Raw genomic sequence first — 21551 nt, 5'->3', positions numbered from 1 at the left:
GCTCCGTGTGGCAACGGGGCGGGTACGCGATCGGCGGCTCATGTCAGCCGGCACGGCCCGGGTCCGTCTTTGCTATGCGTGGTGGGCACGCGCCGCGGTGGCCAGCGCGTCGGCGAGGCGGTCGAGGACCGCGGTCGCCTGTTCGTCGGTGAGGGTGAGGGGAGGCAGGAGTCGTACGACACTGGAGTGGCGGCCGCCGATTTCGACGATGAGGCCACGACGCAGGCACTCGCGCTGCACGGCCGCGGCCAGGTCCGGGGCCGGTGGGCGGGGCTGCGAGGCGGCGAAGGGGTCGTCCGTCATGCCACCCTGCTCCGGAATCGAGCCTGCACCTGCTGTCGCCCCCGACGTAGAACCAGGCATCGGCCCGGACGTCGCCCCCGACATCGGCACAGGCCTCGGCCCCGGCTTCGGGGCTGGCCCCGGCCCGGGCTTCGGCGTCGACCCCGGTCCCGGCCCCGGGTCCGAAGCCGGGTCCACCAGTTCCACGCCGATCATCAGGCCCCGGCCCCGGACCTCGCCGATGCAGGGGTGGTCGGCCGCCAGGGAGCGCAGTTGGGCGAGCATGCGGGCGCCGAGGGTGGCGGCGCGCTCGGCGAGGCCGTTCTCGCGGACGTACGCGAGGGTCGCCGCGCCCGCTGCCATGGCGAGCTGGTTGCCGCGGAAGGTGCCGGCGTGCGCGCCGGGCGGCCAGACGTCGAGGTCGTCTCGGTAGACCACGACGGCGAGGGGAAGGCTGCCGCCGATCGCCTTGGAGAGCACCATCACATCCGGGACGATGCCGCTGTGCTCGACGGCCCAGAAGGCTCCGGTGCGGCCGACGCCCGTCTGTACCTCGTCTGCGATGAGCGGGATGTTCCGCGCGGCGGTGATCTCGCGCATCCGGCGGAGCCAGGCGTCGGGAGCGGGGAGGACTCCGCCCTCGCCCTGGACCGGTTCGAGGATCATGCCGGCGGGTGTCGTCACGCCTGATTTGGGGTCGTCGAGGAGATTTTCGGTCCACCGGGCGGAGAGCTCGGCGCCGCGCGCGCCGCCCAGGCCGAACGGACAGCGGTACTCCTGCGGATAGGGCAGGCGCGCGACCCGTACGTCCGATGCGCCGCCGGATGCTTCGAGCGCCCCGGCCGTCATCCCGTGGTAGGCGCCGGTGAACGCGAGCAGGTGGCGGCGGCCGGTGGCGGCGCGGACCAGTTTCAGCGCCGCCTCCACCGCGTCCGTCCCCGCAGGGCCGCAGAACTGGATCCGCGCGTGCTCGGCGAGGCCTCGCGGCAGCGTGTGGAACAGCTCGGTGGTGAAAGCGTCCTTGACCGGTGTGGCCAGGTCGAGGACGTGCAGCGGCGCCCCGGAGTCGAGGACCTTGCGGATCGCCTCGAGCACCACGGGGTGGTTGTGGCCGAGGGCCAGGGTCCCGGCGCCCGAGAGACAGTCGAGGTAGCGGCGCCCGTCGGCGCCCTCGATCGTCAGGCCACGTGCCCGCACCGGCACGATCGGCAGGGCGCGCGCGTAAGTGCGCGCCGCGGACTCGCGGGCCGACTGGCGACGCAGGATCCCCTCTTGCGCCGCGGCTTGCGCCATGGACTGCCCCACGGGCTGCGGCGCGGACTGAGCCACGGGCTGTGGCGCGGGCTGCACCGCGGGCGGCGCCACGGATTGCGTTACGGAGTTCCCTGCGGACACTGCCGCGGGCGCAGGCTCGGTCACGGCCACGACTGTTGGTCCTCCCGCTGCGGACGAGCGCGTCCGTCCGATGCGGCTCAGGGAGCTCATGTGGGCGGCTGCACAGGCGAGTTGGCAGGGGGATGAACGCAGGCCGCGACTCCCCCGTACGTACCAACGACGAAAACGCCGGGGGATCACGGGCAACCGGAAGATCCTTGCCGTGACGGAACCGTTGCCCTTCCGTCGGCCGTCCCCAACGGCACCGGCATAGTGTGGGGGCCGTTCATCAGCGACAGGTGCACCGCTCCCCCGAGCAAATCAGAGCAAACCCAACGCAAGCACAACCAAGGGGCGCCGCACCGGTGGCGACGGGTGTTCCACACCCGGATGTCCAGCACTTTGGAACAATTTCGAGGCCCAGGGGGATTCTCACGATGCGACCCATACGTCCGCTCTTCACCGTTCGCAATAGGAGGAGCGCGCGCACCAGGACCGCCCCCGTGGCGGCTGTGGCGCTCGGCGCGGCGCTCGTACTGACCGCCACGGCCTGCGGTCCCACCGAGGACAACGCCGGCGGCGACTCGTCCGCGGCACAGCCCGGCGACAGCAACGGTGACGACAAGATCCAGATCCCGGACTCCTGGAAGGACAAGCTCAAGGACAACGGGATCGATCTGGACGAGTGGAAGAACGGCGCCTGGAAGAACTGGAACAAGGACGACTGGCTGCGCGAGGCCGGCGACTTCGTCAACCCGATCATCGAGGACCTCTGGGACCCGGACCGCATGCGGGACGCGGACAAGAACCCCGACCGCAGCGTCGACGACAACGACATCTCCGGTGACCAGGGCGTCACCGACCCGACGCCCAAGCCGGTGCAGGCGGCCCCCGTCAAGGCGCCGTACCACGGCCAGGCGGCCGAGTCCGGCAAGCTCTTCTTCGACGGCCCCAAGGGTTCGATGGTCTGCTCCGCGACCGTCGTGAAGGACCCGGCCCACCCCGGCAAGTCCAACATGGTGTGGACCGCGGGTCACTGCGTGCACGCGGGCGCCGAGGGCGGCTGGTACCGCAACATGATCTTCGTCCCCTCGTACAACGACAGCGGCAAGTCGGCCGAGGAGCTGCAGAACGCCCCCAAGGAAGAGGTCGCTCCGTACGGCGTGTGGTGGGGCGACTGGGCGCAGACTTCCGACCAGTGGATCGAGCAGGGTGGTCCGACGGGCGGCAAGGGCGCGCCGTACGACTTCGCGGTCATTCACGTGAAGCCGGAGAAGGGCAGCGAGGGCAAGTCGCTCGAGGAGACGGTCGGTTCGGCGCTTCCGGTGGACTTCGACGCCCCGGCGGTGCCCCAGATCGACACCATGACGGCGACCGGATACCCGGCGGCGCCGCCGTACGACGGCCAGAAGCTGTTCCAGTGCGCGGACAAGCCGGGACGGCTCTCGCTGAGCAAGCCCGACCCGACGATGTACCGCGTCGGCTGCACCATGACGGGCGGTTCGTCCGGTGGTGGCTGGGTCGCCGAGGGCCAGGACGGCAAGCCCGCTCTGGTGTCGAACACCTCCATCGGTCCGGTGACGGCGGGCTGGCTGGCAGGGCCGCGCCTCGGCAAGGAGGCCAAGGGCATCTACAGCGCGGTCAGCAAGAAGTTCGCCGACCAGTAGTTACGCCCTAGGGGCCGACCCGGGCGACATGCTCGTGAGACATGCCCGGAAGGCAAGCCCGGAAGACGAGCTCAGCAGAGCAGTCCATGAGCAGCCCACGAGCAGTCCTCTGGAGAAGCACGGCGGCGGGGCACCACAAACCTTCACGGCCCCGCCGCCGTTCGTCCCCAACCGCACAGGCATAGTGAGGTGTCGCGTCACAGCGGGTGCCACGGAGCCCTGCGCCGATGCATGACACGTACATGGCAATCACACGTTTCAACGGGGGTACCAGCACCATGCGTTCCACTCGTGCGCCGTTCGCGCGCAGCCGCGGACGGCGGGTCGCGCTCGCCGCCACCGGGCTCGCGGCGACCTTGACGCTCACCGCCACGGCCTGTGGCCCGAGCGACGACAAGGCGAGCGACAAGCCGGACGCCACCACGTCCCAGGGAGCCGACGGCTCCGGTTCCGACACCAAGCTTCCCGACGGCCTCGCCGACAAGCTCAAGGACAACGGGATCGACCTGGACGACTGGAAGAACGGCGCCTGGAAGAACTGGGACAAGGGCGACTGGGTGCGCGAGGCCAAGGACTTCGCCAACCCGGTCATCGAAGGGCTCTGGAAGCCCGAGCGGATGCAGAAGGCCAAGGACCCGAAGAAGACGATCGCCACGAAGGACGCGACCGCCGGCCAGGGCGCGACCGACCCCGAGCCGACTCCGGTCCGGGCCAAGCCCGAGAAGACGCCGTACCACAAGAACGCCGCCCCGGTCGGCAAGATCTTCTTCGACTCCCCCGAGGGGTCGATGGTCTGCTCCGGCACGGTCGTGAAGGACCCGCGCAACCCCGGCAAGTCCAACCTCGTGTGGACCGCGGGCCACTGCGTGCACGCCGGCCAGAACGGCGGCTGGTACCGCAACATCGCCTTCGTGCCGTCCTACAACGACCTGGGCAAGTCCGAGACCCAGCTGCGCAACGCGGCCCCGCAGGAGATCGCCCCCTACGGCCAGTACTGGGCGGACTGGGTCTCCACCTCGAACGAGTGGATAAACGACGGCGGTCCGACGGGCGGCGCGGGTGCGACGTACGACTACGCCGTCATGCACGTGAAGCCGGAGCAGGGCGGCAAGTCCCTGGAAGAGACCGTCGGCAACGCGCTCGACGTCGACTTCTCGACCCCCGCCGCGCAGAGCGTGAGCTCGATGGGCGCCTGGGGCTACCCGGCCGCCCCGCCGTACAACGGCCTGATCATGCACAAGTGCGCGGACAAGCCGGGCCGGCTCTCGCTGTCGCCGTCCCTGCCGACGATGTACCGCATCGGCTGCACCATGACCGGCGGTTCGTCCGGAGGTGGTTGGTTCCGGATGGTGGGCGGCAAGACGAAGCTCGTCTCGAACACCTCGATCGGCCCGGCCGAGAACACCTGGCTGGCCGGCCCCCAGCTCGGCAGGGGCGCCGAGCAGGTCTACGACATGATGAGCAAGAAGTACGGCGCTCAGTAGCCGCACGGCACCCACATCTGGCATGGCGAAGGCCCGCCCCCTGCGAGAGGGGCGGGCCTTCGCCATGTGCGCTACCGGGTGAGGCGCTCGACTCAGTGCGCGGCGAGCACGTACGGAGCGAGCTCCGCGGCCAGCTCCTCGTGCACCTGCGCCTTGAGCAGCGTGCCCTCGCCGGTGTGCTCCTCGGAGAGCACCTCGCCCTCGGCGTGCGCCCGGGAGACGAGCTGACCGTGCGTGTACGGAACGAGGGCCTCGATGTCGACCTCGGGGCGCGGCAGTTCGCTGTCGATGAGCGCGAGCAGCTCGTCGATTCCGGCACCGGACCGCGCGGAGACCGCGATCGCGTGCTTCTCGTTGCGCAGCAGGCGCTGGAGGACCAGGGGGTCCGCCGCGTCCGCCTTGTTGATCACCACGATCTCGGGCACGTCGGTGGCGCCCACGTCGCGGATCACCTCGCGCACCGCTGCGAGCTGCTCCTCCGGCACCGGATGCGAACCGTCCACCACGTGCAGGATGAGGTCCGAGTCGCCGACCTCCTCCATCGTGGAGCGGAAGGCCTCCACGAGGTGGTGCGGAAGATGCCGGACGAACCCGACGGTGTCCGCCAGGGTGTAGACCCGGCCGCTCGGCGTCTCGGCCCGGCGCACGGTGGGGTCGAGGGTGGCGAACAGCGCGTTCTCCACCAGTACGCCCGCGCCTGTGAGGCGGTTGAGGAGCGAGGACTTGCCTGCGTTCGTATATCCGGCGATCGCTACCGAAGGCACCTTGTTGCGTCGGCGCTCCTGCCGCTTGATGTCGCGGCCCGTCTTCATCTCCGCGATCTCCCGGCGCATCTTCGCCATCTTCTCGCGGATCCGTCGCCGGTCCGTCTCGATCTTGGTCTCACCGGGTCCGCGGGTGGCCATGCCGCCACCGCCGCCGCCACCCATCTGACGGGAGAGCGACTGACCCCAGCCGCGGAGCCTCGGCAGCATGTACTGCATCTGCGCGAGGGCGACCTGCGCCTTGCCTTCTCGGGACTTGGCGTGCTGGGCGAAGATGTCGAGGATCAGGGCGGTCCTGTCGACCACCTTGACCTTGACGACGTCTTCGAGGTGGATCAGCTGGCCGGGGCTCAGCTCACCGTCGCAGACGACGGTGTCGGCTCCGGTCTCGAGCACGATGTCGCGCAGCTCCAGGGCCTTGCCGGAGCCGATGTACGTCGCCGGGTCGGGCTTGTCGCGGCGCTGGACGACACCGTCAAGCACCAGTGCGCCCGCCGTCTCGGCGAGGGCGGCCAGCTCGGCGAGGGAGTTCTCCGCATCCTGGACCGTTCCCGAAGTCCACACCCCGACGAGCACCACTCGCTCCAGGCGGAGCTGTCGGTACTCGACTTCGGTGACGTCCTCGAGCTCGGTGGAGAGGCCCGCGACGCGGCGCAGAGCCGCGCGCTCGGAGCGGTCGAGCTGCTCGCCGTCCCGCTCTCCGTCGATCTCGTGGCTCCAGGCGACGTCCTCTTCCATCAGGGCATCGGCCCGAAGACCTTCGGGGTAGTTCTGCGCGAAGCTCTGTGCGTCCTGGGAAGGGGAAGAAGAGGAGGTCATTTGGTCCTTACGTCGATTCGTCGATGGGAAAGGCGACGGATGCGGGATCCGTCACAGTCGACAACGCCCGGCGTGGTCCGGAGATTCCCGGAACCGGCCGATCGTGCCCTGAGATGTCCCCGAGGGGATGTCCCTGACGGGCGTGCCGTCGACCCGATGATGGTTGCACGGCACGGCCCGTCTCGTCACCCGGGTTATTTCCCGGCTTTCCACTCCGGATGCCCCGGCATCGGCGGTGTCTTCTCCCCGTAGAGCCAGCCCTCGAAGAACCCGCCGAGATCGCGCCCGGCCACCCGGGACGCGAGCCGCACGAAGTCGGCGGTCTCGGCATTGCCGTCGCGGTGGACGCGGACCCACTCCCGCTCCAGGCGTTCGAAGGCCTCGTGCCCGATCTCCTGGCGCAGGGCGTAGAGCACCAGGGCGCTGCCGTCGTAGACGACGGGACGGAAGAGGCTGATCTTCTGTCCGGGCGCGGGCGCCTTCGGCCTGGCCGGGGGCCCGCCGGCCGCGCGCCACCGGTCCGAGTGGCGGTAGGCGTTCCGCATCCTGTCGGCCAGCGGCCGGTCCGCCTTCTCCTCGGCGAAAAGAGCCTCGTACCAGGTGGCGTGGCCTTCATTGAGCCAGAGGTCCGACCACGACTTCGGGCTGACACTGTCGCCGAACCACTGGTGCGCCAGCTCGTGCACCATGATCGCGTCGACGTACCACTCCGGGTACTCGGGACGGGTGAAGATGTCTCTCTCGAAGAGAGAGAGTGTCTGCGTCTCGAGTTCGAAGCCGGTCCTCGCCTGGGCGACCAGGATGCCGTACACCTCGAAGGGGTAGCGGCCGACCTTCCGCTCCATCCAGTCGATCTGGCCGGGTGTCTTCTTCAGCCAGCGCTCCAGGATCTTGCGGTCCTTGGTGGGCACCACGTCCCGCAGCGGGAGGCCGTGCGGCCCCTCCCGGTGCACCACGGTGGAGCGGCCGATCGACACCTGGGCCAGCTCGGTCGCCATGGGGTGGTGGGAGCGGTACGCCCAGGTGGTGGCGGCGCCGCTGCGGGTCGTACCGGCCGGAAGGCCGTTGGCGACAGCGGTGAGCCCCTTGGGGGCGGTGATCCGGAAGGTGAATTCCGCCTTGTCCGCGGGGTGGTCGTTGCAGGGGAAGACCCGGTGGGCGGCGTCCGCCTGGTTGGCCATGGCCAGTCCGTCACCGGTGCGCAACCAGCCGCCCTCGGTGCCCTTCGCGGGCACCGGGTCACTGGTGTGCCGGACGGTGATCAGCATCCGGTCGCCGCGCCCGACCGAAGCGGACGGTGTCACGACCAGGTCCTCGCCGCTGCTTTCGTGGCGTGCGCGCTCGCCGTTCATCTCGACGGAGCGCACTTTGCCGTGCGCGAAGTCGAGGTTCACGCGCTCCAGGTGGTCGGTCGCGCGGGCGTAGATCTTGGTGACGGCGTCCAGGGGCTTGCGGTTGTCACCGTGATAGGTGAAGGCGATGTCGTACGTCTCGACGTCGTAGCCGGGGTTGCCCAGGTGCGGGAAGAGCCGGTCGCCGATGCCGAGCGGGGTGGCCGGTGACGGTGCGCCGGCCGCGAGGAGGGCGGTGGACGCGGCCGCAGCGATCAGGGCGGCGCCGATACGGGGGGTACGGAGGGCCTTCGGCCGGGAGGCCGTGGTCCGAGGGGTGAGCAGCATGAACCACCGCTATCAGCGCGCGTCTTGTCAGCACGTGACGGCGCGCGCCGAGACACTCGAACGGGTCGCCCGGTGCGCCCCCTCCGACCAGGGCACCGCGCGAGGGCGGGCTCTTCAGTGAGCGGCGGCCGCCGGGTGCTGGGCTCGGTTCACGTCGTACACCCCGGGGACCGCGCGCATCGCGCGCATCAGCCCCGGCAGGTAGGCGGCGTCGGGGAGTTGCAGCGTGTACGTGTGGCGCACGCGCTGTTGGCTCGGCGGCTCCACGGTCGCCGAGATGATCTCCACTCCTTCGAGGGCGATCGCTTCGGTGAGGTCGGCGAGGAGGTGCGCCCGGCCGAACGATTCGGCGATCAGGGTGACGCGGCACTCGGCGGTGTCTCCCCAGCGCACGCCGACCTCCGCGCGCCCCGCCTCCTTCATGCGCTCCACTCCGGGGCAGCCGATCCGGTGGACGGTCACCACGCCCCCGCGGACGGCGAAGGCGGTGATGTCGTCGGGCGGCACCGGCGTACAACAGCCGGCGAGGCGCACGGTCGCGCCCTCGCGGTCCACGACGGCGTTCGCGGCGGCGGGCCGCAGGACTCCGGCCGGCTCCGGCTTGGGCACGGGTGCCGGGGCCTGCAGGGGCGGCCGCTGCACGGAGGGGGTCGGTACGGGGGCCGCGGGCGCCGGGTGTGAGGTGAGCCAGCGCCGGATGGCGATCCGCGCGGCGGGCGTGCGCGCATGGTCCAGCCACTCGCGTGACGGCCCGGAGGTGAGGTCCTGGCCCATGAGGAGCTGCACGGTGTCGCCGTCCCGCAGGACCGTGCTGAGCGTCGCCAGCCGGCCATTGACCCGGGCGCCGATGCAGGCGTGGGCGTCCTCGCCGTACTGGACGTACGCGGCGTCCACGCAGCTGGCGCCTGCGGGCAGGCCGAGCGTGCCGCCGTCGGGCCGGAAGACGGCGATCTCGCGGTCCTGGGCGAGGTCCTCCCGGAGCGTCGACCAGAACGTGTCGGGGTCGGGGGCGGCCTGCTGCCAGTCGAGGAGCCGGGAGAGCCAGCCGGGCCTGGTGGGGTCCACGCGCTCGTCGTCGGCGCCGTCGGACGGCTCCTCCGAAGGAGGAGCGTAGGGATTGCGCAGGGCGACGACGCCCGCTTCGGCGACCTGGTGCATCTGATGGGTGCGGATGAGGACTTCGGCGACCTCGCCGTCGGCGCGGGTCACGGCCGTGTGCAGCGACTGGTAGAGGTTGAACTTCGGTACGGCGATGAAGTCCTTGAACTCCGAGACGACCGGTGTGAAGCAGGTGTGCAGCTCTCCGAGGACTCCGTAGCAGTCGGCGTCCTCGTTCACGAGGACGAGGAGACGGCCGAAGTCGGAGGCGCGCAGCTCGCCGCGCTTGCGGTGCACGCGGTGCACGGAGACCGAGTGCCGGGGCCTGATGAGCACTTCGGCCGTGATGCCCGCGTCGCGCAGCACGCCGCGCACCTCGCCCGCGATGTCCCCGAGAGGGTCGTCCGCGCTCGCCTCATTGGCGGCGATCATGGCCTTGACCTGCGCGCACTCCTCCGGGTGGAGGATCGCGAAGACGAGGTCCTCCAGCTCCGTCTTGAGTGCTTGCACACCGAGGCGCTCGGCGAGCGGGATGAGCACGTCCCGGGTGACCTTGGCGATGCGGGCCTGTTTCTCGGGCCGCATGACACCGAGGGTGCGCATGTTGTGCAGGCGGTCGGCGAGCTTGATCGACATGACGCGTACGTCGTTGCCGGTGGCGACGAGCATCTTGCGGAAGGTCTCGGGCTCCGCCGCCGCTCCGTAGTCGACCTTTTCCAGCTTCGTGACGCCGTCGACCAGATAACAGACGTCGTCGCCGAACTCGGCGCGCACCTGGTCGAGCGTCACGTCCGTGTCCTCGACCGTGTCGTGGAGCAGGGACGCGGTCAGGGTCGTGATCTCCGCGCCGAGCTGGGCGAGGATCAGGGTCACCGCGAGCGGGTGGGTGATGTAGGGCTCACCGCTCTTGCGCGTCTGGCCGCGGTGCGAGGACTCGGCGAGGACGTAGGCGCGGCGGAGGGGCTCCAGGTCCGCGTCCGGGTAGTGGCCCCGGTGGGCCTCCGCCACATGGCCGATCGCGTCGGGGAGCCGATCCCGGGTGCCGGATCCGAGGAGAGCGGCGCGCCCGAGCCTGCGCAGGTCGAGACGGGCGCGGCCGCGCCTGCGCTGGGCCCCGGACACGACGGGGCCGGGCGTGGCCGGATTCGTGGCCTCCGCACTCATGAGCACCTCCGGCTGCTTCGACCGGCGGTGATCGGACGGTGGCGTACTCCGTCCGGGCCGGTGCTTGATGCTACCGAGCCCATCACGCGGCGCTGACCGCCTCTCGCCGAGCGTGAAACGGATCACCCATTCGAGCGACACTTCATGAGGTTGCCGTTTCGATCCATGCGGGCGTGATCTCGCCTTCGGCGACGATCACGGCTCCGCCCGTCATCTCGATCTCGCCGTCGGGCCGCTCGGTGATCACCAGGCGCCCGCCGGGCAGATCGACGGTGTACGTGACCGGGGCGCCGGTCACGGCCGGGTCCAGGCCGTCCTTGCGGGCCGCCGCGACGGCCACGGCGCAGGCGCCGGTGCCGCAGGAGCGGGTCTCGCCCGCGCCGCGCTCGTGCACGCGCATGGCGACGTGGCGTGGGCCGCGGGGGACGACGAATTCCACGTTCGCCCCGTCGGGGTAGGCGGAGGCCGGGCTGAGGGGCGGCGGGTCGTAGAGGTTGCCCGCTTCGGAGAGGTCGTCGATGAAGGCGACCGCGTGCGGGTTGCCCATGTTCACGTTGAGCGCGGGCCAGCGGTGGTCGCCGGCCGAGACGGTGACGTCCCCTTCGGGGAGCAGCGCCTTGCCCATCTCCACGGTGATGTCGCCGCCGGACTCGGCCTTGGCGATGTGCACGGTCTTCACGCCGCCGCGGGTGGCCACTGCCAGGTCGCCCTCGCCGACATACCCCGCGTGCTGCAGGTATCGGGCGAAGACGCGCACTCCATTGCCGCACATCTCGGCGATCGACCCGTCGCCGTTGCGGTAGTCCATGAACCACTCGGCGCGGTCCGCCAGGTGGCGCGCCTCGGGGTGGGCGGCGGAGCGCACGACGTGCAGGAGGCCGTCCCCACCGATGCCCGCGCGGCGGTCGCAGAGGGCGGCCACAGCGGTCGGGGGCAGGTCGATGGTGTTGTCGGGGTCGGGGATGATCACGAAGTCGTTCTCGGTCCCGTGCCCCTTGAGGAAGGCGATCCGCGTGCTCATTCCTCGATCGTACGGGGTGGGTACGACACCCGGTCACGCGGTGCCGTACGGGCGACGCCGAGTGCAGGCGGCCTCAGCGGAGTCTGGCCACCCGCCACACGGCGAGGACCACGGCGCCCAGGAACAGCAGGGCGTACCCGGAGACGACCCGCCAGTCCGGGCGGCGCCCGGAGCCGCGCTCGGGCAGCCCGGGCCAGGTGTGCCCCACGCGGCGGGCGGCCATCATGCCCCAGCCGGCGGCGCAGCAGCTGAGCAGCAGCCCGAGCATGGCGACGACGGCGCCGCCGTCGCCGAACTCGAAGGCGAGCGGGAACGCGAACATCAGGGATCCGACCGCGGCCAGGATCACGATGGGTGCGAGCTGCCAGACGCGCAGCCGGGGCTGCGGGCGCAGCTCGACCTCGACCTCGGGCTCCTGGGACATCTCGTCCGGGTCGGGGCCGTCGTCCGTCACGCTGTCCCGGGTCTCGTCGGGACCGTCGGGACTCAACTGCTCCCCGCCGTCATGTGCGGTGTCACGAGGGCCGGCCTCCATCGCCACGCGCCCTCCCACTTCGGACTTCACCGGTCGATCGATGGTCGATGATGGCACGGCGTCAGGTGCCGGGATGACCGCCGGAGCGTCCCGATGCCATCACGTGATCAGGCTGTGACCGGTCGTTCGACCAACGCCAGTGCGCGTGCCGGGAGTTCCTCGCGGTCGGCCACCGCCCCACTGAGCCAATGCACCCGTGGGTCGCGGCGGAACCACGAGTCCTGGCGGCGCGCGAAGCGCTTGGTGGCGCGGACCGTTTCGGCGCGCGCCTCGTCCTCCGTGCACTCTCCCGCGAGCGCCGTGAGCACCTGCTGGTAGCCGAGCGCGCGGGACGCCGTACGCCCCTCCCGCAGCCCCCTGGCCTCCAGCGCGCGCACCTCGTCGACCAGGCCCAGGTCCCACATGCGGTCCACGCGCGTGGCGATGCGTTCGTCGAGTTCGGGTCGTGCCACGTCGACGCCGATCTGGACGGTGTCGTAGACCGAGTCGTGGCCGGGGAGGTTGGCGGTGAAGGGCTTGCCCGTGATCTCGATGACCTCAAGGGCGCGGACGATCCTGCGGCCGTTGCTGGGCAGGATCGCCCGGGCCGCCTCGGGGTCGGCGGCGGCGAGGCGGGCGTGCAGCGCTCCGGAGCCGCGCAGCGTGAGCTCTTCCTCCAGGCCGGCCCGCACGGCGGGGTCGGTGCCGGGGAACTTCAGGTGGTCCACCGCGCCCTTGACGTACAGGCCGGAGCCGCCGACGAGGATCGGCCAGCGCCCCTCGGCGAGGAGACGGTCGATCTCGGCGCGCGCCAGCTTCTGGTACTCGGCGACACTGGCCGCCTCCGTGACGTCCCAGATGTCGAGGAGGTGGTGGGGCACGCCGCCGCGCTCGTCGGGCGTCAGCTTGGCGGTGCCGATATCCATCCCTCGGTAGAGCTGCATCGAGTCGGCGTTGACGATTTCGCCGCCGAGACGCTGGGCGAGGAAAACGCCCAGATCGGACTTTCCTGCCGCGGTCGGACCGACGACGGCGATGACCCGCGGGGCGGGGGTTGCACTACTCACCGCCCCAGTCTCGCAAACCCCGCGCCCCCTTCCCGAACGAGCGACGTGACGGCACGGCTCTGAGGTCGTTGCCTGTTGCGAGGTTCCGGCCGCCGGTTTCGAGGACCGATCACCCGGGCGACGCAATGAGACGCACCGGGCGGGGCGGGATTTCGCCCACACGAGTAACGTATGGAGTAGATATGGGCGTTTTTGCACGGTTCCGTCGGAAGGCCAAGGACGGCGAAGAGGCTTCGACGGCCGAAGCGGCTGCGGACACGCCGACGGTCGAGTCGGAGGCGGCCGAGAAGGCTCCCGAGGCCGACGCCGATGCGAAGCCCGCTGCCGAGGCCGAGAAGGACGCCGAGGGCGCTGCCGACGGCAAGTCCGCCGAGGCTGCCGAAGAGGCCGACGCGGACGGCGTGGACATTCCGAAGCAGCAGTCCGCGGAGAAGGCCGCCGACAACGAGGCCGGTGAGGGCGCCCGCAAGTAGCTCCCCGGCGAGGGAAGGTGGACCCATGGGCTTCCTGGACCAACTGAAAGCCAAGCTCGCCCCCGCGAAGGACAAGGTCTCGCACCTCGCGCAGCAGCACGGGGACAAGATCGACCAAGGCCTGGACAAGGCCGCGAAGGTGGTCGACGAGAGGACCAAGGGCAAGTACAGCGACAAGATCCGGACGGGCACGGGGAAGGCCAAGGACGCCGTCGACCGCCTCGCCGGGCCGGACCAGGGCAAGGACGCGGGCGGCGGCACCACCCCGCCGACGCCTCCGTCACCCCCTCCGGCTTCCTGAACCGCAGCGGCGGACGGCCGCGGAGCAGCGCGCTTCGCGGCCGCCTCCGCATGTCCGGACGCATCTGCCTGTCGGGGCGGCAGCGACATCCCCTGTGACGGCGACATGGCTTGGCGGCGACGCCCTGCGTGGCTGCTACGGCGCGCGGGCGACTCCGTACACCAGGGCCCGGCGCCGGGCTCTGGAAGCGCCTCAGGAAGCCGCGCTACGACCAGGCAGCCACCACGTACCCCACGCCGTACGGCGCGTCCTCATAGAGCAGCTCGCCGCTCAGCGCCGCGCCGTCCGCCGCGCCGGCGAGCACCTGCCACGGCGCACGGCCCGCCGCCTTCAGCTCCGCCGCGAGACCCGCGTCCAGCGCCTTCAGCGCCGCGATGTCGGCCGCGCCGAGCGCACGCCCCACCTCCGCGTCGAAGCCGGCCGCACGCTCGTCGAGGTACCCCGGAGCCTTCAGGGTGCGGCACGCGCTCGCGTCGCCCATCACGAGCAGTGCCACCCGGTCCGCCCGGGCTGCCATTTCCCCTCCGAGTTGAATACACCGCTCGGCGGCAAGTGGTTCCCCCACGCCGAGACCTTCCACCGGAGCGGTCGACCACCGCGTGCGTTCGAGGAGCCAGCCGGCCACGGCGAGCGACGACGGAAGATCCCGCTCCTCGGCGTCGTCCGGCGTGTGCCGCGGCGCCGGTCCGAGACGTACGTCGATGTCCACGCCGAACCCCCGGAACGACCCGCGCGCGCCCTGCGGGTACGGCCCGCGTCCGCTCTGTCCGGCCGGGCCGACCACGAGGAGCCGGTCGGGCCGCGCGGCGGCGAGCACTCCGATGGCGTCCGAGCACGCCGCGCGCGCGGCGTCCAGTTCAGGGGCGGCGCCCGCGGCGACCTCGGGGACGAGCAGCGGCGGAGAAGGGCAGACGGCTGCGGCGACAAGCATGATCCGCAGCGTAACGCGCCCCTTGGAGGCGGTGGCTACCGAAGCGGTCAGTCGCAGCCGCAGCCGCTGCCCGTCGCGACCGGGAGCGGCTCGGGAGCACCGATCTTCGGCAGCCCCAGCATCACGCCGGCGGGCTTCGCGGCCGCCTGGGCGTTCCGCTTCTCCCAGGCGTCGCCCGCGCGCGTGGGACGCACGTTCAGCACGGCGCCCTCCGCCAGCAGGTGGTGCGGCGCGGCGTAGGTGATCTCGACGGTCACGACGTCGCCGGGGCGTACTTCGGTGTCCGGCTTGGTGAAGTGGACCAGGCGGTTGTCGGGGGCGCGGCCGGACAGGCGGTGCGTGGCGCCGTCCTTGCGGCCCTCGCCCTCGGCGACCATCAGCTCCAGGGTGCGGCCGACCTGCTTCTTGTTCTCCTCCCAGGAGATCTCCTCCTGGAGGGCCACCAGACGCTCGTAACGCGACTGGACGACCTCCTTGGGGATCTGCCCCTCCATGGTCGCCGCCGGGGTCCCGGGGCGCTTGGAGTACTGGAAGGTGAAGGCGCTCCCGAAGCGGGCCTCGCGGACCACGTGCATCGTCTGCTCGAAGTCCTCCTCGGTCTCGCCGGGGAAGCCCACGATGATGTCGGTGGAGATCGCCGCGTCCGGCATGGCGGCGCGGACCTTCTCGATGATGCCCAGGAAACGATCCTGCCGGTACGAGCGGCGCATCGCCTTGAGGATCGGGTCCGAGCCGGACTGCAGCGGCATGTGGAGCTGCGGCATCACGTTCGGCGTCTCGGCCATGGCTGCGATCACGTCGTCCGTGAAGTCGCGCGGGTGCGGGGAGGTGAAGCGGACGCGCTCCAGACCCTCGATCTTGCCGCAGGCGCGCAGCAGCTTGCTGAAGGCCTCGCGGTCGCCGATGTCCGAGCCGTACGCGTTCACGTTCTGCCCGAGGAGGGTGATCTCGGAGACGCCCTCGGCGACGAGGGCCTCGATCTCGGCGAGGATGTCGCCGGTCCTGCGGTCCTTCTCCTTGCCGCGCAGCGCGGGCACGATGCAGAAGGTGCAGGTGTTGTTGCAGCCGACGGAGATGGAGACCCAGGCCGCGTACGCGCTCTCGCGGCGGGTCGGCAGCGTCGACGGGAAGGCTTCGAGCGACTCGGCGATCTCGACCTGCGCCTCCTCCTGGACGCGGGCGCGCTCCAGGAGAACCGGCAGCTTGCCGATGTTGTGCGTGCCGAAGACGACGTCGACCCAGGGCGCCCTCTTGACGATGGTGTCGCGGTCCTTCTGGGCCAGGCATCCGCCGACGGCGATCTGCATCCCGGGACGCTTGGTCTTCATCGGCGCCAGGCGGCCGAGATTGCCGTACAGACGGTTGTCGGCGTTCTCGCGCACGGCGCACGTGTTGAAGACGACGACGTCGGCATCGCCGTCCGCCCCTTCGGGCGCACGTTCGTAGCCGGCGTCCTCCAGGAGGCCCGACAGCCGCTCGGAGTCATGGACGTTCATCTGGCACCCGTAGGTGCGCACCTCGTAAGTCTTCGCGCTCATCTCGCCCCCCAGGGTACGGGGTCGCCACGCGCGCGTGCCCTCGGATTCCGACCTCGGCGCCGGGACGCGGGCTCCGGAGTGGCGCGGTGTGACCTCGCCCCTGGTCAGCACGGTGACCGGCTGGCAGGATCGCGCGCATGCTCAAGGCACTCCCCGACATCAGCAGGCGCCGCGCCCTGCAAGGCTCCGCAGCGGCCCTCGTGGTGTTCGGGCTGCTGTTGTGGTGGCTGGTGCCCATGGGTGAGGACTCCCCGAGTGGACGGATGACGTTCAGTACGGGCGTGAAGAAGGGTGTGTACGAGCGGTACGGCAAGCTCCTGCGGACGGCGATCTCGGAGGACATGCCGAACGTCGACGTCGAGCTCCTCAACAGCGAGGGTTCGCAGCAGAACGTCGCGCGGGTGGCCACCGGGAAGGTCGACTTCACCATCGCCGCCGCCGATGCCGTCGAGACGTACCGTCTGAACGCCGAGCCGGGCTGGCACCGGCTGCGGGGGTGCACACGGCTGTACGACGACTACGTACAGCTCGTGGTGGACCGGTCCTCGAAGATCGACTCCGTCGCGGATCTGCGGAACAAGCGTGTGGCGGTGGGGCAGGAGCACTCCGGAGTGCGGCTGATAGCCGACAGGGTGCTCGACGCCGCGGGCCTGGACCCGGTGAGGGACATCAAGCCGGTGTCCGCCGGGATCGACACGATGCCCGACCTCCTGAAGAACGGCTCCATCGATGCCTTCTTCTGGTCGGGCGGGCTCCCGACCACCTCCGTGCGCGTGCTGTCGAACGAGATGGACATCAAGCTCGTGAAGCTCGGCTACCTCGTGGACTCGCTGCACAAGCAGGGTGGCGCCTCGCGCTACTACCGGGCCGCGACGATGCCGGCCGACGCCTATCCCGAGGCTCAGCTGGGATCCGCCGTGCCGACGCTGGCCGTGGCGAACCTTCTGGTGACCACGGACCGGGCCGATGCCGAACTGACCGAACGACTGACCCGCACCGTCATCGACAGCCGCGACCACATCGGCGACGAGGTGCACGCGGCCCAACTGGTGGATCTGCGCACCGCCCTGTTCACGGACCCGCTGCCGCTGCACCAGGGGGCGCGCCGCTACTACCGCTCGGTCAAGCCCTGAGCCGTCGTGACGCGGCTTCCGCCCCTCATGTGCGGCTACGGCTGCCCGAGGGGGCCGCCGCGCGGGACGCTGACCGTCACCTTCAGTCCGTGCGGTTCGTGATGTGCGTACGAGATGGAGCCGCCGCCCGCCGCGAGCAGGGCCCGTGAGATGGACAGGCCGAGCCCCGAGCCCTTCACGTTCTGGTGGCGGTTGCTGCGCCAGAAGCGGTCGCCGACGCGGGTGAGCTCGTCCTCGGTGAGGCCGGGGCCGCCGTCGGTGACCACGACGGTCGTCGTCATGTCGCAGGAGGAGACCGCCACGTGGACCGGCCCGCCCTCGGGTGTGAACTTCAGGGCGTTGTCGATCACGGCGTCCAGCGCGCTGGAGAGGGTCACCGGGTCGGCCCAGCCGGTGGTGGCCGGGCACTCGCCCGTCAGCCGCACGCCCCGCTCGTCGGCGAGCGGCCGCCAGGAGGCGACGCGCTCGGCGGCCAGCTCCCCGATGTCGGTGAGGCTCAGGTCGGCCGCGACGTGTTCGGCGAGCGCCAGGTCGAGCAGGTCGTCGAGGACCTGGGCGAGGCGCTTGCCCTCGGTGCGGACCGAGGCGATCTCTTCATTGCCCTCGGGCAGCTCGAGGGCGAGGAGCTCGATGCGGAGCAGGAGGGCCGAGAGCGGGTTCCGCAGCTGGTGGGAGGCGTCGGCGACGAAGGCGCGCTGCTGCTCAAGGACGTCCTGGACGTTGTCGGCCATCTCGTTGAACGACCGGGCCAGGCGTCTGAGTTCCGGCGGCCCGCCGGCCGGCGCGACCCGGGACCTGAGGCGCCCTGTCGCTATGTCGTGCGTGGTCGCGTCGAGGATGCGCACCGGGCGCAGCACCCAGCCGGTGAGTCGCAGCGCAGCGCCGACCGCGAGGAGCATGGCCGCCGACTCGCCGGCGCCGATGAGCAGCCAGCCGTGCAGCGTCTGGGAACGCATGCGTCCGGTCGGCGAGTCCGTGACGACGACGGCGATGACGTCGCCGTCCTTGATCACCGGGGAGGCGACGGCCAGCCGTCCCCGCTGCCAGGGCCACACCTGTTCGGGGTCATGGCTGCCGCGGGAGCGGAGCGCTTCTTCGAAGGCGTCCCGCAGGGCTCCGCGGCGGGGCAGGAACCAGTCGTTCGGGGACTGGGCCATGGCGCCGTCGTCGCGGTAGAAGACGCCCGCGCGGATGCCGTACACGTCGTGGTAGTCGTCGAGTTCCTTCTGCAGGGTCTCCCGGCGCTCGTCCGTGCTGCCCATTTCGAGCGGCCCTGTGGGGCGTTTGGTGACGAACTGCGCGAGTGAGGCGAAGCGGGCCGTGTCGTCGATCCGGTCGACGACCACCTTCTGCTGCTGGGCGGCGGCGACGCTGACGGCGAGCGGAAATCCGAGCGCGAGCAGGACGCCCGCCATCAGGATGATCAGCAGCGGGAGGAGCCGAGAGCGCACCTGTCCTCGCTCTTCGCTACGCGGCCGGGGCGACGAGGCGGTAGCCCACGCCGCGCACGGTCTCGATCAGGGCCGGCATGTGCAGCTTGGAACGCAGGGAGGCCACGTGCACCTCCAGGGTGCGGCCCGTCCCTTCCCAACTGGTGCGCCACACCTCGCTGATGATCTGCTCCCTGCGGAACACCACTCCGGGGCGCTGGGCGAGGAGGGCGAGCAAGTCGAACTCCTTGCGAGTCAGTTGGACAACCGAACCGTCCACGCTGACCTGCCGGGTGGGGAGTTCGATGCGTACGGGACCCAGCCGCAGGTCGCTGTCTCCAGGGGTCGACGCGTCAGTGGGGGCGGGACGCCGGATGACCGCATGGATACGGGCGATGAGTTCCCCGGTGTCGTACGGCTTCACTACGTAGTCATCGGCTCCGAGGTTGAGGCCGTGAATCCGGGAGCGTACGTCGGAGCGCGCCGTCACCATGATCACCGGAATCGAGCCGCGCTTGCGGATCTTGCCGCACACCTCGTAGCCGTCCTGGTCGGGCAGCCCCAGGTCGAGAAGCACCACTCCGAAGGGGGGCGTTTCGGCGGGCAGCAGGGCCTGGAGGGCCTCCTCGCCGCTGCGGGCGTGCACGACGTCGAAGCCGTGCCGGGCCAGGACCGCGGACAGGGCGGCGGCCACATGATCGTCATCCTCGACGAGAAGCAGTCGCATGAGGGCCCCCTCCAGTTCATCGGTCGTTCCGTTGTGGCCGGTAGTCATGGCCGGTGGCCGCGCGAGCGCCCCAAGGCATCCACGCCGATGGATAAGGACCGCGTCAAGAGGGTTCAGGGCGTCGGCACGTTCCGTTACCCACCCGGTACGCACTCCGTGGGCCGTCTTCACACGGTGTGTCCGGTTGCGGCCGGATCGTTATGCTCAATTTCCCCTCAGATGTAATGACGCTGGTCGCACTGGGTTATTACTGTCCTCCCAACCGAGGAGGATGGAGCAACAAGCCGTGACCGAAGTATCGGTGACCAAGGACGCCATACCGCCTGGGGCGGACGACCTTGTCGTGCTGAAGAACGTCAACAAGCACTTCGGCGCTCTGCACGTCCTCCAGGACATCGACCTGACCATCGCCCGCGGCGAGGTCGTCGTCGTGATCGGCCCCTCGGGGTCCGGCAAGTCGACCCTGTGCCGCGCCATCAACCGCCTGGAGACGATCGATTCGGGAGACATCTCGATCGACGGCAAGCCGCTGCCCCAGGAGGGCAAGGAGCTCGCCAGGCTCCGCGCGGACGTGGGCATGGTCTTCCAGTCCTTCAACCTTTTCGCGCACAAGACCGTGCTCGAGAACGTGACGCTGGGCCAGACCAAGGTGCGCAAGATCGGCAAGGCGGAGGCGGAGACGAAGGCGCGCGGTCTGCTGGACCGCGTGGGCGTCGCCTCCCAGGCCGACAAGTACCCCGCGCAGCTCTCCGGCGGTCAGCAGCAACGCGTCGCCATCGCGCGCGCGTTGGCGATGGACCCCAAGGTGATGCTCTTCGACGAGCCGACATCGGCGCTCGACCCGGAGATGATCAACGAGGTCCTCGAGGTGATGCAGCAGCTCGCCCGGGAGGGGATGACGATGGTCGTCGTCACCCACGAGATGGGTTTCGCCCGCTCCGCGGCCAACCGCGTCGTCTTCATGGCAGACGGCCGGATCGTCGAAGAGGCCGTGCCGGACCAGTTCTTCAACAACCCGCGCAGCGACCGGGCCAAGGACTTCCTGTCGAAGATCCTTAAGCACTGAGGCTCCCACGCCGTCTCAACACCAGTCGAAACAGAGGATGTTCACCATGAAGCTCCGCAAGTCCGCTGCCGCCGTGGCAGCCGTCGCTGCCATCGCGCTGACCGCCACCGCCTGCGGCGGCAAGGAGGGCTCGGCCGGCGACAAGCCGGAAGGCCCGAACGGCAAGGACACGAAGGCCCTCAGCTACACGGTCAAGAAGGACGCTTCGGTCGACTCGTCCGTGTTCAAGGACGCCAAGGAGCGCGGCAAGCTCATCGTGGGCGCCAAGGCCGACCAGCCGTACCTGGGCTTCCAGGACCAGTCGACCAAGGAGTACTCCGGCTTCGACATCGAGATCGCCAAGATGATCGCGGCCGATCTCGGCTTCTCGGCGAAGCAGATCGAGTGGAAGACGATCGACTCCGGCGCGCGTGAGACCGCCGTCTCCAAGGGCGACGTCGATCTGATGATCGGCACGTACACGATGAACGACGAGCGCAAGAAGCAGATCGACTTCGCCGGTCCGTACTACCACGCCGGTGCCTCCCTCCTCGTCCGCAAGGATGAGAAGGACATCAAGGGCCCCGAGACCGTCCGCGGCAAGAAGGTCTGCTCCATCGTCGGCTCCACGCCGCTGCAGAACATCAAGAAGCCGAAGTACGGCGCCAAGGTCACCGAGCTGTCCAAGTACTCCGAGTGCGTGGCCCAGATGCTCAACAACCAGGTCGACGCCGTCACCACCGACGACGCCATCCTGATGGGCTACGCCGCGCAGAACCCCGGCAAGCTCAAGGTCGTCGGCAAGCCCTTCTCCGACGAGCCGTACGGCGTCGGTCTGAAGAAGGGCGACAAGGCGCTGCAGAAGGCCGTCGCGGACGCCATCAAGGCGCACCAGGAGAACGGCGACTACAAGAAGGCGTTCGACGCCACCATCGGCAAGTCCGGCTCCGAGTACAAGGACCCGCCGGCCTTCACCGACCCCAAGTGACACCCCGCGCCCCGCTTCGTACGGTCTGACGGGCCGTGCGGGGCGGGGCGTG

General features: G+C 70.3%; 18 protein-coding genes. 7 read left to right on the top strand and 11 right to left on the bottom strand.

Annotated elements, in window-relative coordinates:
• Window positions 1–72 precede the first annotated feature (72 nt).
• Window positions 73–1575 carry a diaminobutyrate--2-oxoglutarate transaminase family protein gene (locus ACZ56E_RS14340; protein WP_471214176.1) on the bottom strand — a complete coding sequence of 501 codons (1503 nt, stop codon included), beginning with the start codon at window positions 1573–1575 and terminating at the stop codon, window positions 73–75.
• 518 nt (window positions 1576–2093) lie between these two features.
• Here ACZ56E_RS14340 and ACZ56E_RS14335 point away from each other — a divergent pair.
• Both ACZ56E_RS14335 and ACZ56E_RS14330 read left to right on the top strand, forming a co-directional pair.
• Window positions 2094–3323 carry a trypsin-like serine peptidase gene (locus ACZ56E_RS14335; protein ID WP_471214174.1) on the top strand — a complete coding sequence of 410 codons (1230 nt, stop codon included), beginning with the start codon at window positions 2094–2096 and terminating at the stop codon, window positions 3321–3323.
• A 278-nt stretch (window positions 3324–3601) separates the two neighbouring features.
• Window positions 3602–4807, top strand: coding sequence for a trypsin-like serine peptidase (locus ACZ56E_RS14330; RefSeq protein WP_471214172.1), 1206 nt, complete (start codon window positions 3602–3604; stop codon window positions 4805–4807).
• Between the two features lie 92 nt (window positions 4808–4899).
• Here the strand turns inward: ACZ56E_RS14330 and hflX are convergent, their stop codons facing one another.
• The 6 genes from hflX to miaA all read right to left on the bottom strand — a co-directional run bounded on the left by hflX (window position 4900) and on the right by miaA (window position 12933).
• On the bottom strand, window positions 4900–6390 hold the full coding sequence (gene hflX / locus ACZ56E_RS14325; protein WP_468602907.1) for a GTPase HflX: 1491 nt from the start codon (window positions 6388–6390) through the stop codon (window positions 4900–4902).
• A gap of 194 nt (window positions 6391–6584) precedes the next feature.
• Window positions 6585–8069 carry a M1 family metallopeptidase gene (locus ACZ56E_RS14320; RefSeq protein WP_471214170.1) on the bottom strand — a complete coding sequence of 495 codons (1485 nt, stop codon included), beginning with the start codon at window positions 8067–8069 and terminating at the stop codon, window positions 6585–6587.
• A 114-nt stretch (window positions 8070–8183) separates the two neighbouring features.
• Window positions 8184–10331, bottom strand: coding sequence for a RelA/SpoT family protein (locus ACZ56E_RS14315; protein ID WP_471214167.1), 2148 nt, complete (start codon window positions 10329–10331; stop codon window positions 8184–8186).
• A 142-nt stretch (window positions 10332–10473) separates the two neighbouring features.
• Entirely contained in the window at window positions 10474–11352 is an 879-nt protein-coding gene (dapF, locus tag ACZ56E_RS14310; RefSeq protein WP_471214166.1) for a diaminopimelate epimerase, read from the bottom strand.
• Window positions 11353–11425: 73 nt separating this feature from the next.
• The gene (locus ACZ56E_RS14305; RefSeq protein WP_398306013.1) at window positions 11426–11887 is read right to left on the bottom strand and encodes a hypothetical protein; all 462 of its coding nucleotides are present in this window, start codon (window positions 11885–11887) and stop codon (window positions 11426–11428) included.
• Between the two features lie 107 nt (window positions 11888–11994).
• Window positions 11995–12933: a tRNA (adenosine(37)-N6)-dimethylallyltransferase MiaA gene (gene miaA, locus ACZ56E_RS14300; protein ID WP_471214163.1), complete on the bottom strand. Its 939-nt coding sequence runs from the start codon at window positions 12931–12933 to the stop codon at window positions 11995–11997.
• A 182-nt stretch (window positions 12934–13115) separates the two neighbouring features.
• On the opposite strand from miaA, the gene ACZ56E_RS14295 reads away from it, so the two are divergent.
• Together ACZ56E_RS14295 and ACZ56E_RS14290 are read left to right on the top strand one after the other, a co-directional pair.
• Window positions 13116–13406, top strand: a complete 291-nt coding sequence (locus ACZ56E_RS14295; protein ID WP_471214160.1) for a hypothetical protein — start codon at window positions 13116–13118, stop codon at window positions 13404–13406.
• A gap of 25 nt (window positions 13407–13431) precedes the next feature.
• On the top strand, window positions 13432–13707 hold the full coding sequence (locus ACZ56E_RS14290) for an antitoxin (RefSeq protein ID WP_468602919.1): 276 nt from the start codon (window positions 13432–13434) through the stop codon (window positions 13705–13707).
• Window positions 13708–13912: 205 nt separating this feature from the next.
• On the opposite strand, the gene ACZ56E_RS14285 is transcribed toward ACZ56E_RS14290, so the two are convergent.
• Both ACZ56E_RS14285 and miaB read right to left on the bottom strand, forming a co-directional pair.
• A complete protein-coding gene (locus ACZ56E_RS14285; protein WP_471214155.1) occupies window positions 13913–14638 on the bottom strand; it encodes a class III extradiol dioxygenase subunit B-like domain-containing protein in 726 nt (241 codons plus the stop codon).
• Between the two features lie 47 nt (window positions 14639–14685).
• Window positions 14686–16176: a tRNA (N6-isopentenyl adenosine(37)-C2)-methylthiotransferase MiaB gene (gene miaB, locus ACZ56E_RS14280; protein ID WP_471214154.1), complete on the bottom strand. Its 1491-nt coding sequence runs from the start codon at window positions 16174–16176 to the stop codon at window positions 14686–14688.
• A gap of 137 nt (window positions 16177–16313) precedes the next feature.
• Between miaB and ACZ56E_RS14275 the strand changes: the two genes are divergently transcribed.
• The gene (locus ACZ56E_RS14275; protein ID WP_471214153.1) at window positions 16314–17309 is read left to right on the top strand and encodes a TAXI family TRAP transporter solute-binding subunit; all 996 of its coding nucleotides are present in this window, start codon (window positions 16314–16316) and stop codon (window positions 17307–17309) included.
• A gap of 35 nt (window positions 17310–17344) precedes the next feature.
• On the opposite strand, the gene ACZ56E_RS14270 is transcribed toward ACZ56E_RS14275, so the two are convergent.
• Both ACZ56E_RS14270 and ACZ56E_RS14265 read right to left on the bottom strand, forming a co-directional pair.
• Window positions 17345–18760, bottom strand: a complete 1416-nt coding sequence (locus tag ACZ56E_RS14270) for a sensor histidine kinase (protein WP_471214152.1) — start codon at window positions 18758–18760, stop codon at window positions 17345–17347.
• A 16-nt stretch (window positions 18761–18776) separates the two neighbouring features.
• Window positions 18777–19466: a response regulator transcription factor gene (locus tag ACZ56E_RS14265; RefSeq protein ID WP_471214150.1), complete on the bottom strand. Its 690-nt coding sequence runs from the start codon at window positions 19464–19466 to the stop codon at window positions 18777–18779.
• A 286-nt stretch (window positions 19467–19752) separates the two neighbouring features.
• Here ACZ56E_RS14265 and ACZ56E_RS14260 point away from each other — a divergent pair, with 286 nt between their 5' ends.
• Both ACZ56E_RS14260 and ACZ56E_RS14255 read left to right on the top strand, forming a co-directional pair.
• Complete coding sequence (locus ACZ56E_RS14260; protein ID WP_365362968.1) at window positions 19753–20532, top strand: amino acid ABC transporter ATP-binding protein; 780 nt, start codon at window positions 19753–19755, stop codon at window positions 20530–20532.
• 46 nt (window positions 20533–20578) lie between these two features.
• The gene (locus tag ACZ56E_RS14255; protein ID WP_471214148.1) at window positions 20579–21499 is read left to right on the top strand and encodes a glutamate ABC transporter substrate-binding protein; all 921 of its coding nucleotides are present in this window, start codon (window positions 20579–20581) and stop codon (window positions 21497–21499) included.
• Window positions 21500–21551: the final 52 nt, after the last annotated feature.

The sequence above is a fragment of the Streptomyces sp. NPDC039480 genome (assembly GCF_055597165.1).
This window is presented reverse-complemented; position numbering and strand designations above follow the sequence as displayed.

Coding starts and splice junctions, on each gene's coding strand:
- dapF (WP_471214166.1), bottom strand. CDS start 11,352: ATGAGCACGCGGATCGCCTTCCTCAAGGGGCACGGGACCGAGAACGAC.
- ACZ56E_RS14295 (WP_471214160.1), top strand. CDS start 13,116: ATGGGCGTTTTTGCACGGTTCCGTCGGAAGGCCAAGGACGGCGAAGAG.
- ACZ56E_RS14290 (WP_468602919.1), top strand. CDS start 13,432: ATGGGCTTCCTGGACCAACTGAAAGCCAAGCTCGCCCCCGCGAAGGAC.
- ACZ56E_RS14340 (WP_471214176.1), bottom strand. CDS start 1,575: ATGGCGCAAGCCGCGGCGCAAGAGGGGATCCTGCGTCGCCAGTCGGCC.
- hflX (WP_468602907.1), bottom strand. CDS start 6,390: ATGACCTCCTCTTCTTCCCCTTCCCAGGACGCACAGAGCTTCGCGCAG.
- ACZ56E_RS14265 (WP_471214150.1), bottom strand. CDS start 19,466: ATGCGACTGCTTCTCGTCGAGGATGACGATCATGTGGCCGCCGCCCTG.
- ACZ56E_RS14315 (WP_471214167.1), bottom strand. CDS start 10,331: ATGAGTGCGGAGGCCACGAATCCGGCCACGCCCGGCCCCGTCGTGTCC.
- miaB (WP_471214154.1), bottom strand. CDS start 16,176: ATGAGCGCGAAGACTTACGAGGTGCGCACCTACGGGTGCCAGATGAAC.
- ACZ56E_RS14305 (WP_398306013.1), bottom strand. CDS start 11,887: ATGGAGGCCGGCCCTCGTGACACCGCACATGACGGCGGGGAGCAGTTG.
- ACZ56E_RS14255 (WP_471214148.1), top strand. CDS start 20,579: ATGAAGCTCCGCAAGTCCGCTGCCGCCGTGGCAGCCGTCGCTGCCATC.
- ACZ56E_RS14285 (WP_471214155.1), bottom strand. CDS start 14,638: ATGCTTGTCGCCGCAGCCGTCTGCCCTTCTCCGCCGCTGCTCGTCCCC.
- ACZ56E_RS14335 (WP_471214174.1), top strand. CDS start 2,094: ATGCGACCCATACGTCCGCTCTTCACCGTTCGCAATAGGAGGAGCGCG.
- ACZ56E_RS14330 (WP_471214172.1), top strand. CDS start 3,602: ATGCGTTCCACTCGTGCGCCGTTCGCGCGCAGCCGCGGACGGCGGGTC.
- ACZ56E_RS14275 (WP_471214153.1), top strand. CDS start 16,314: ATGCTCAAGGCACTCCCCGACATCAGCAGGCGCCGCGCCCTGCAAGGC.
- ACZ56E_RS14320 (WP_471214170.1), bottom strand. CDS start 8,069: ATGCTGCTCACCCCTCGGACCACGGCCTCCCGGCCGAAGGCCCTCCGT.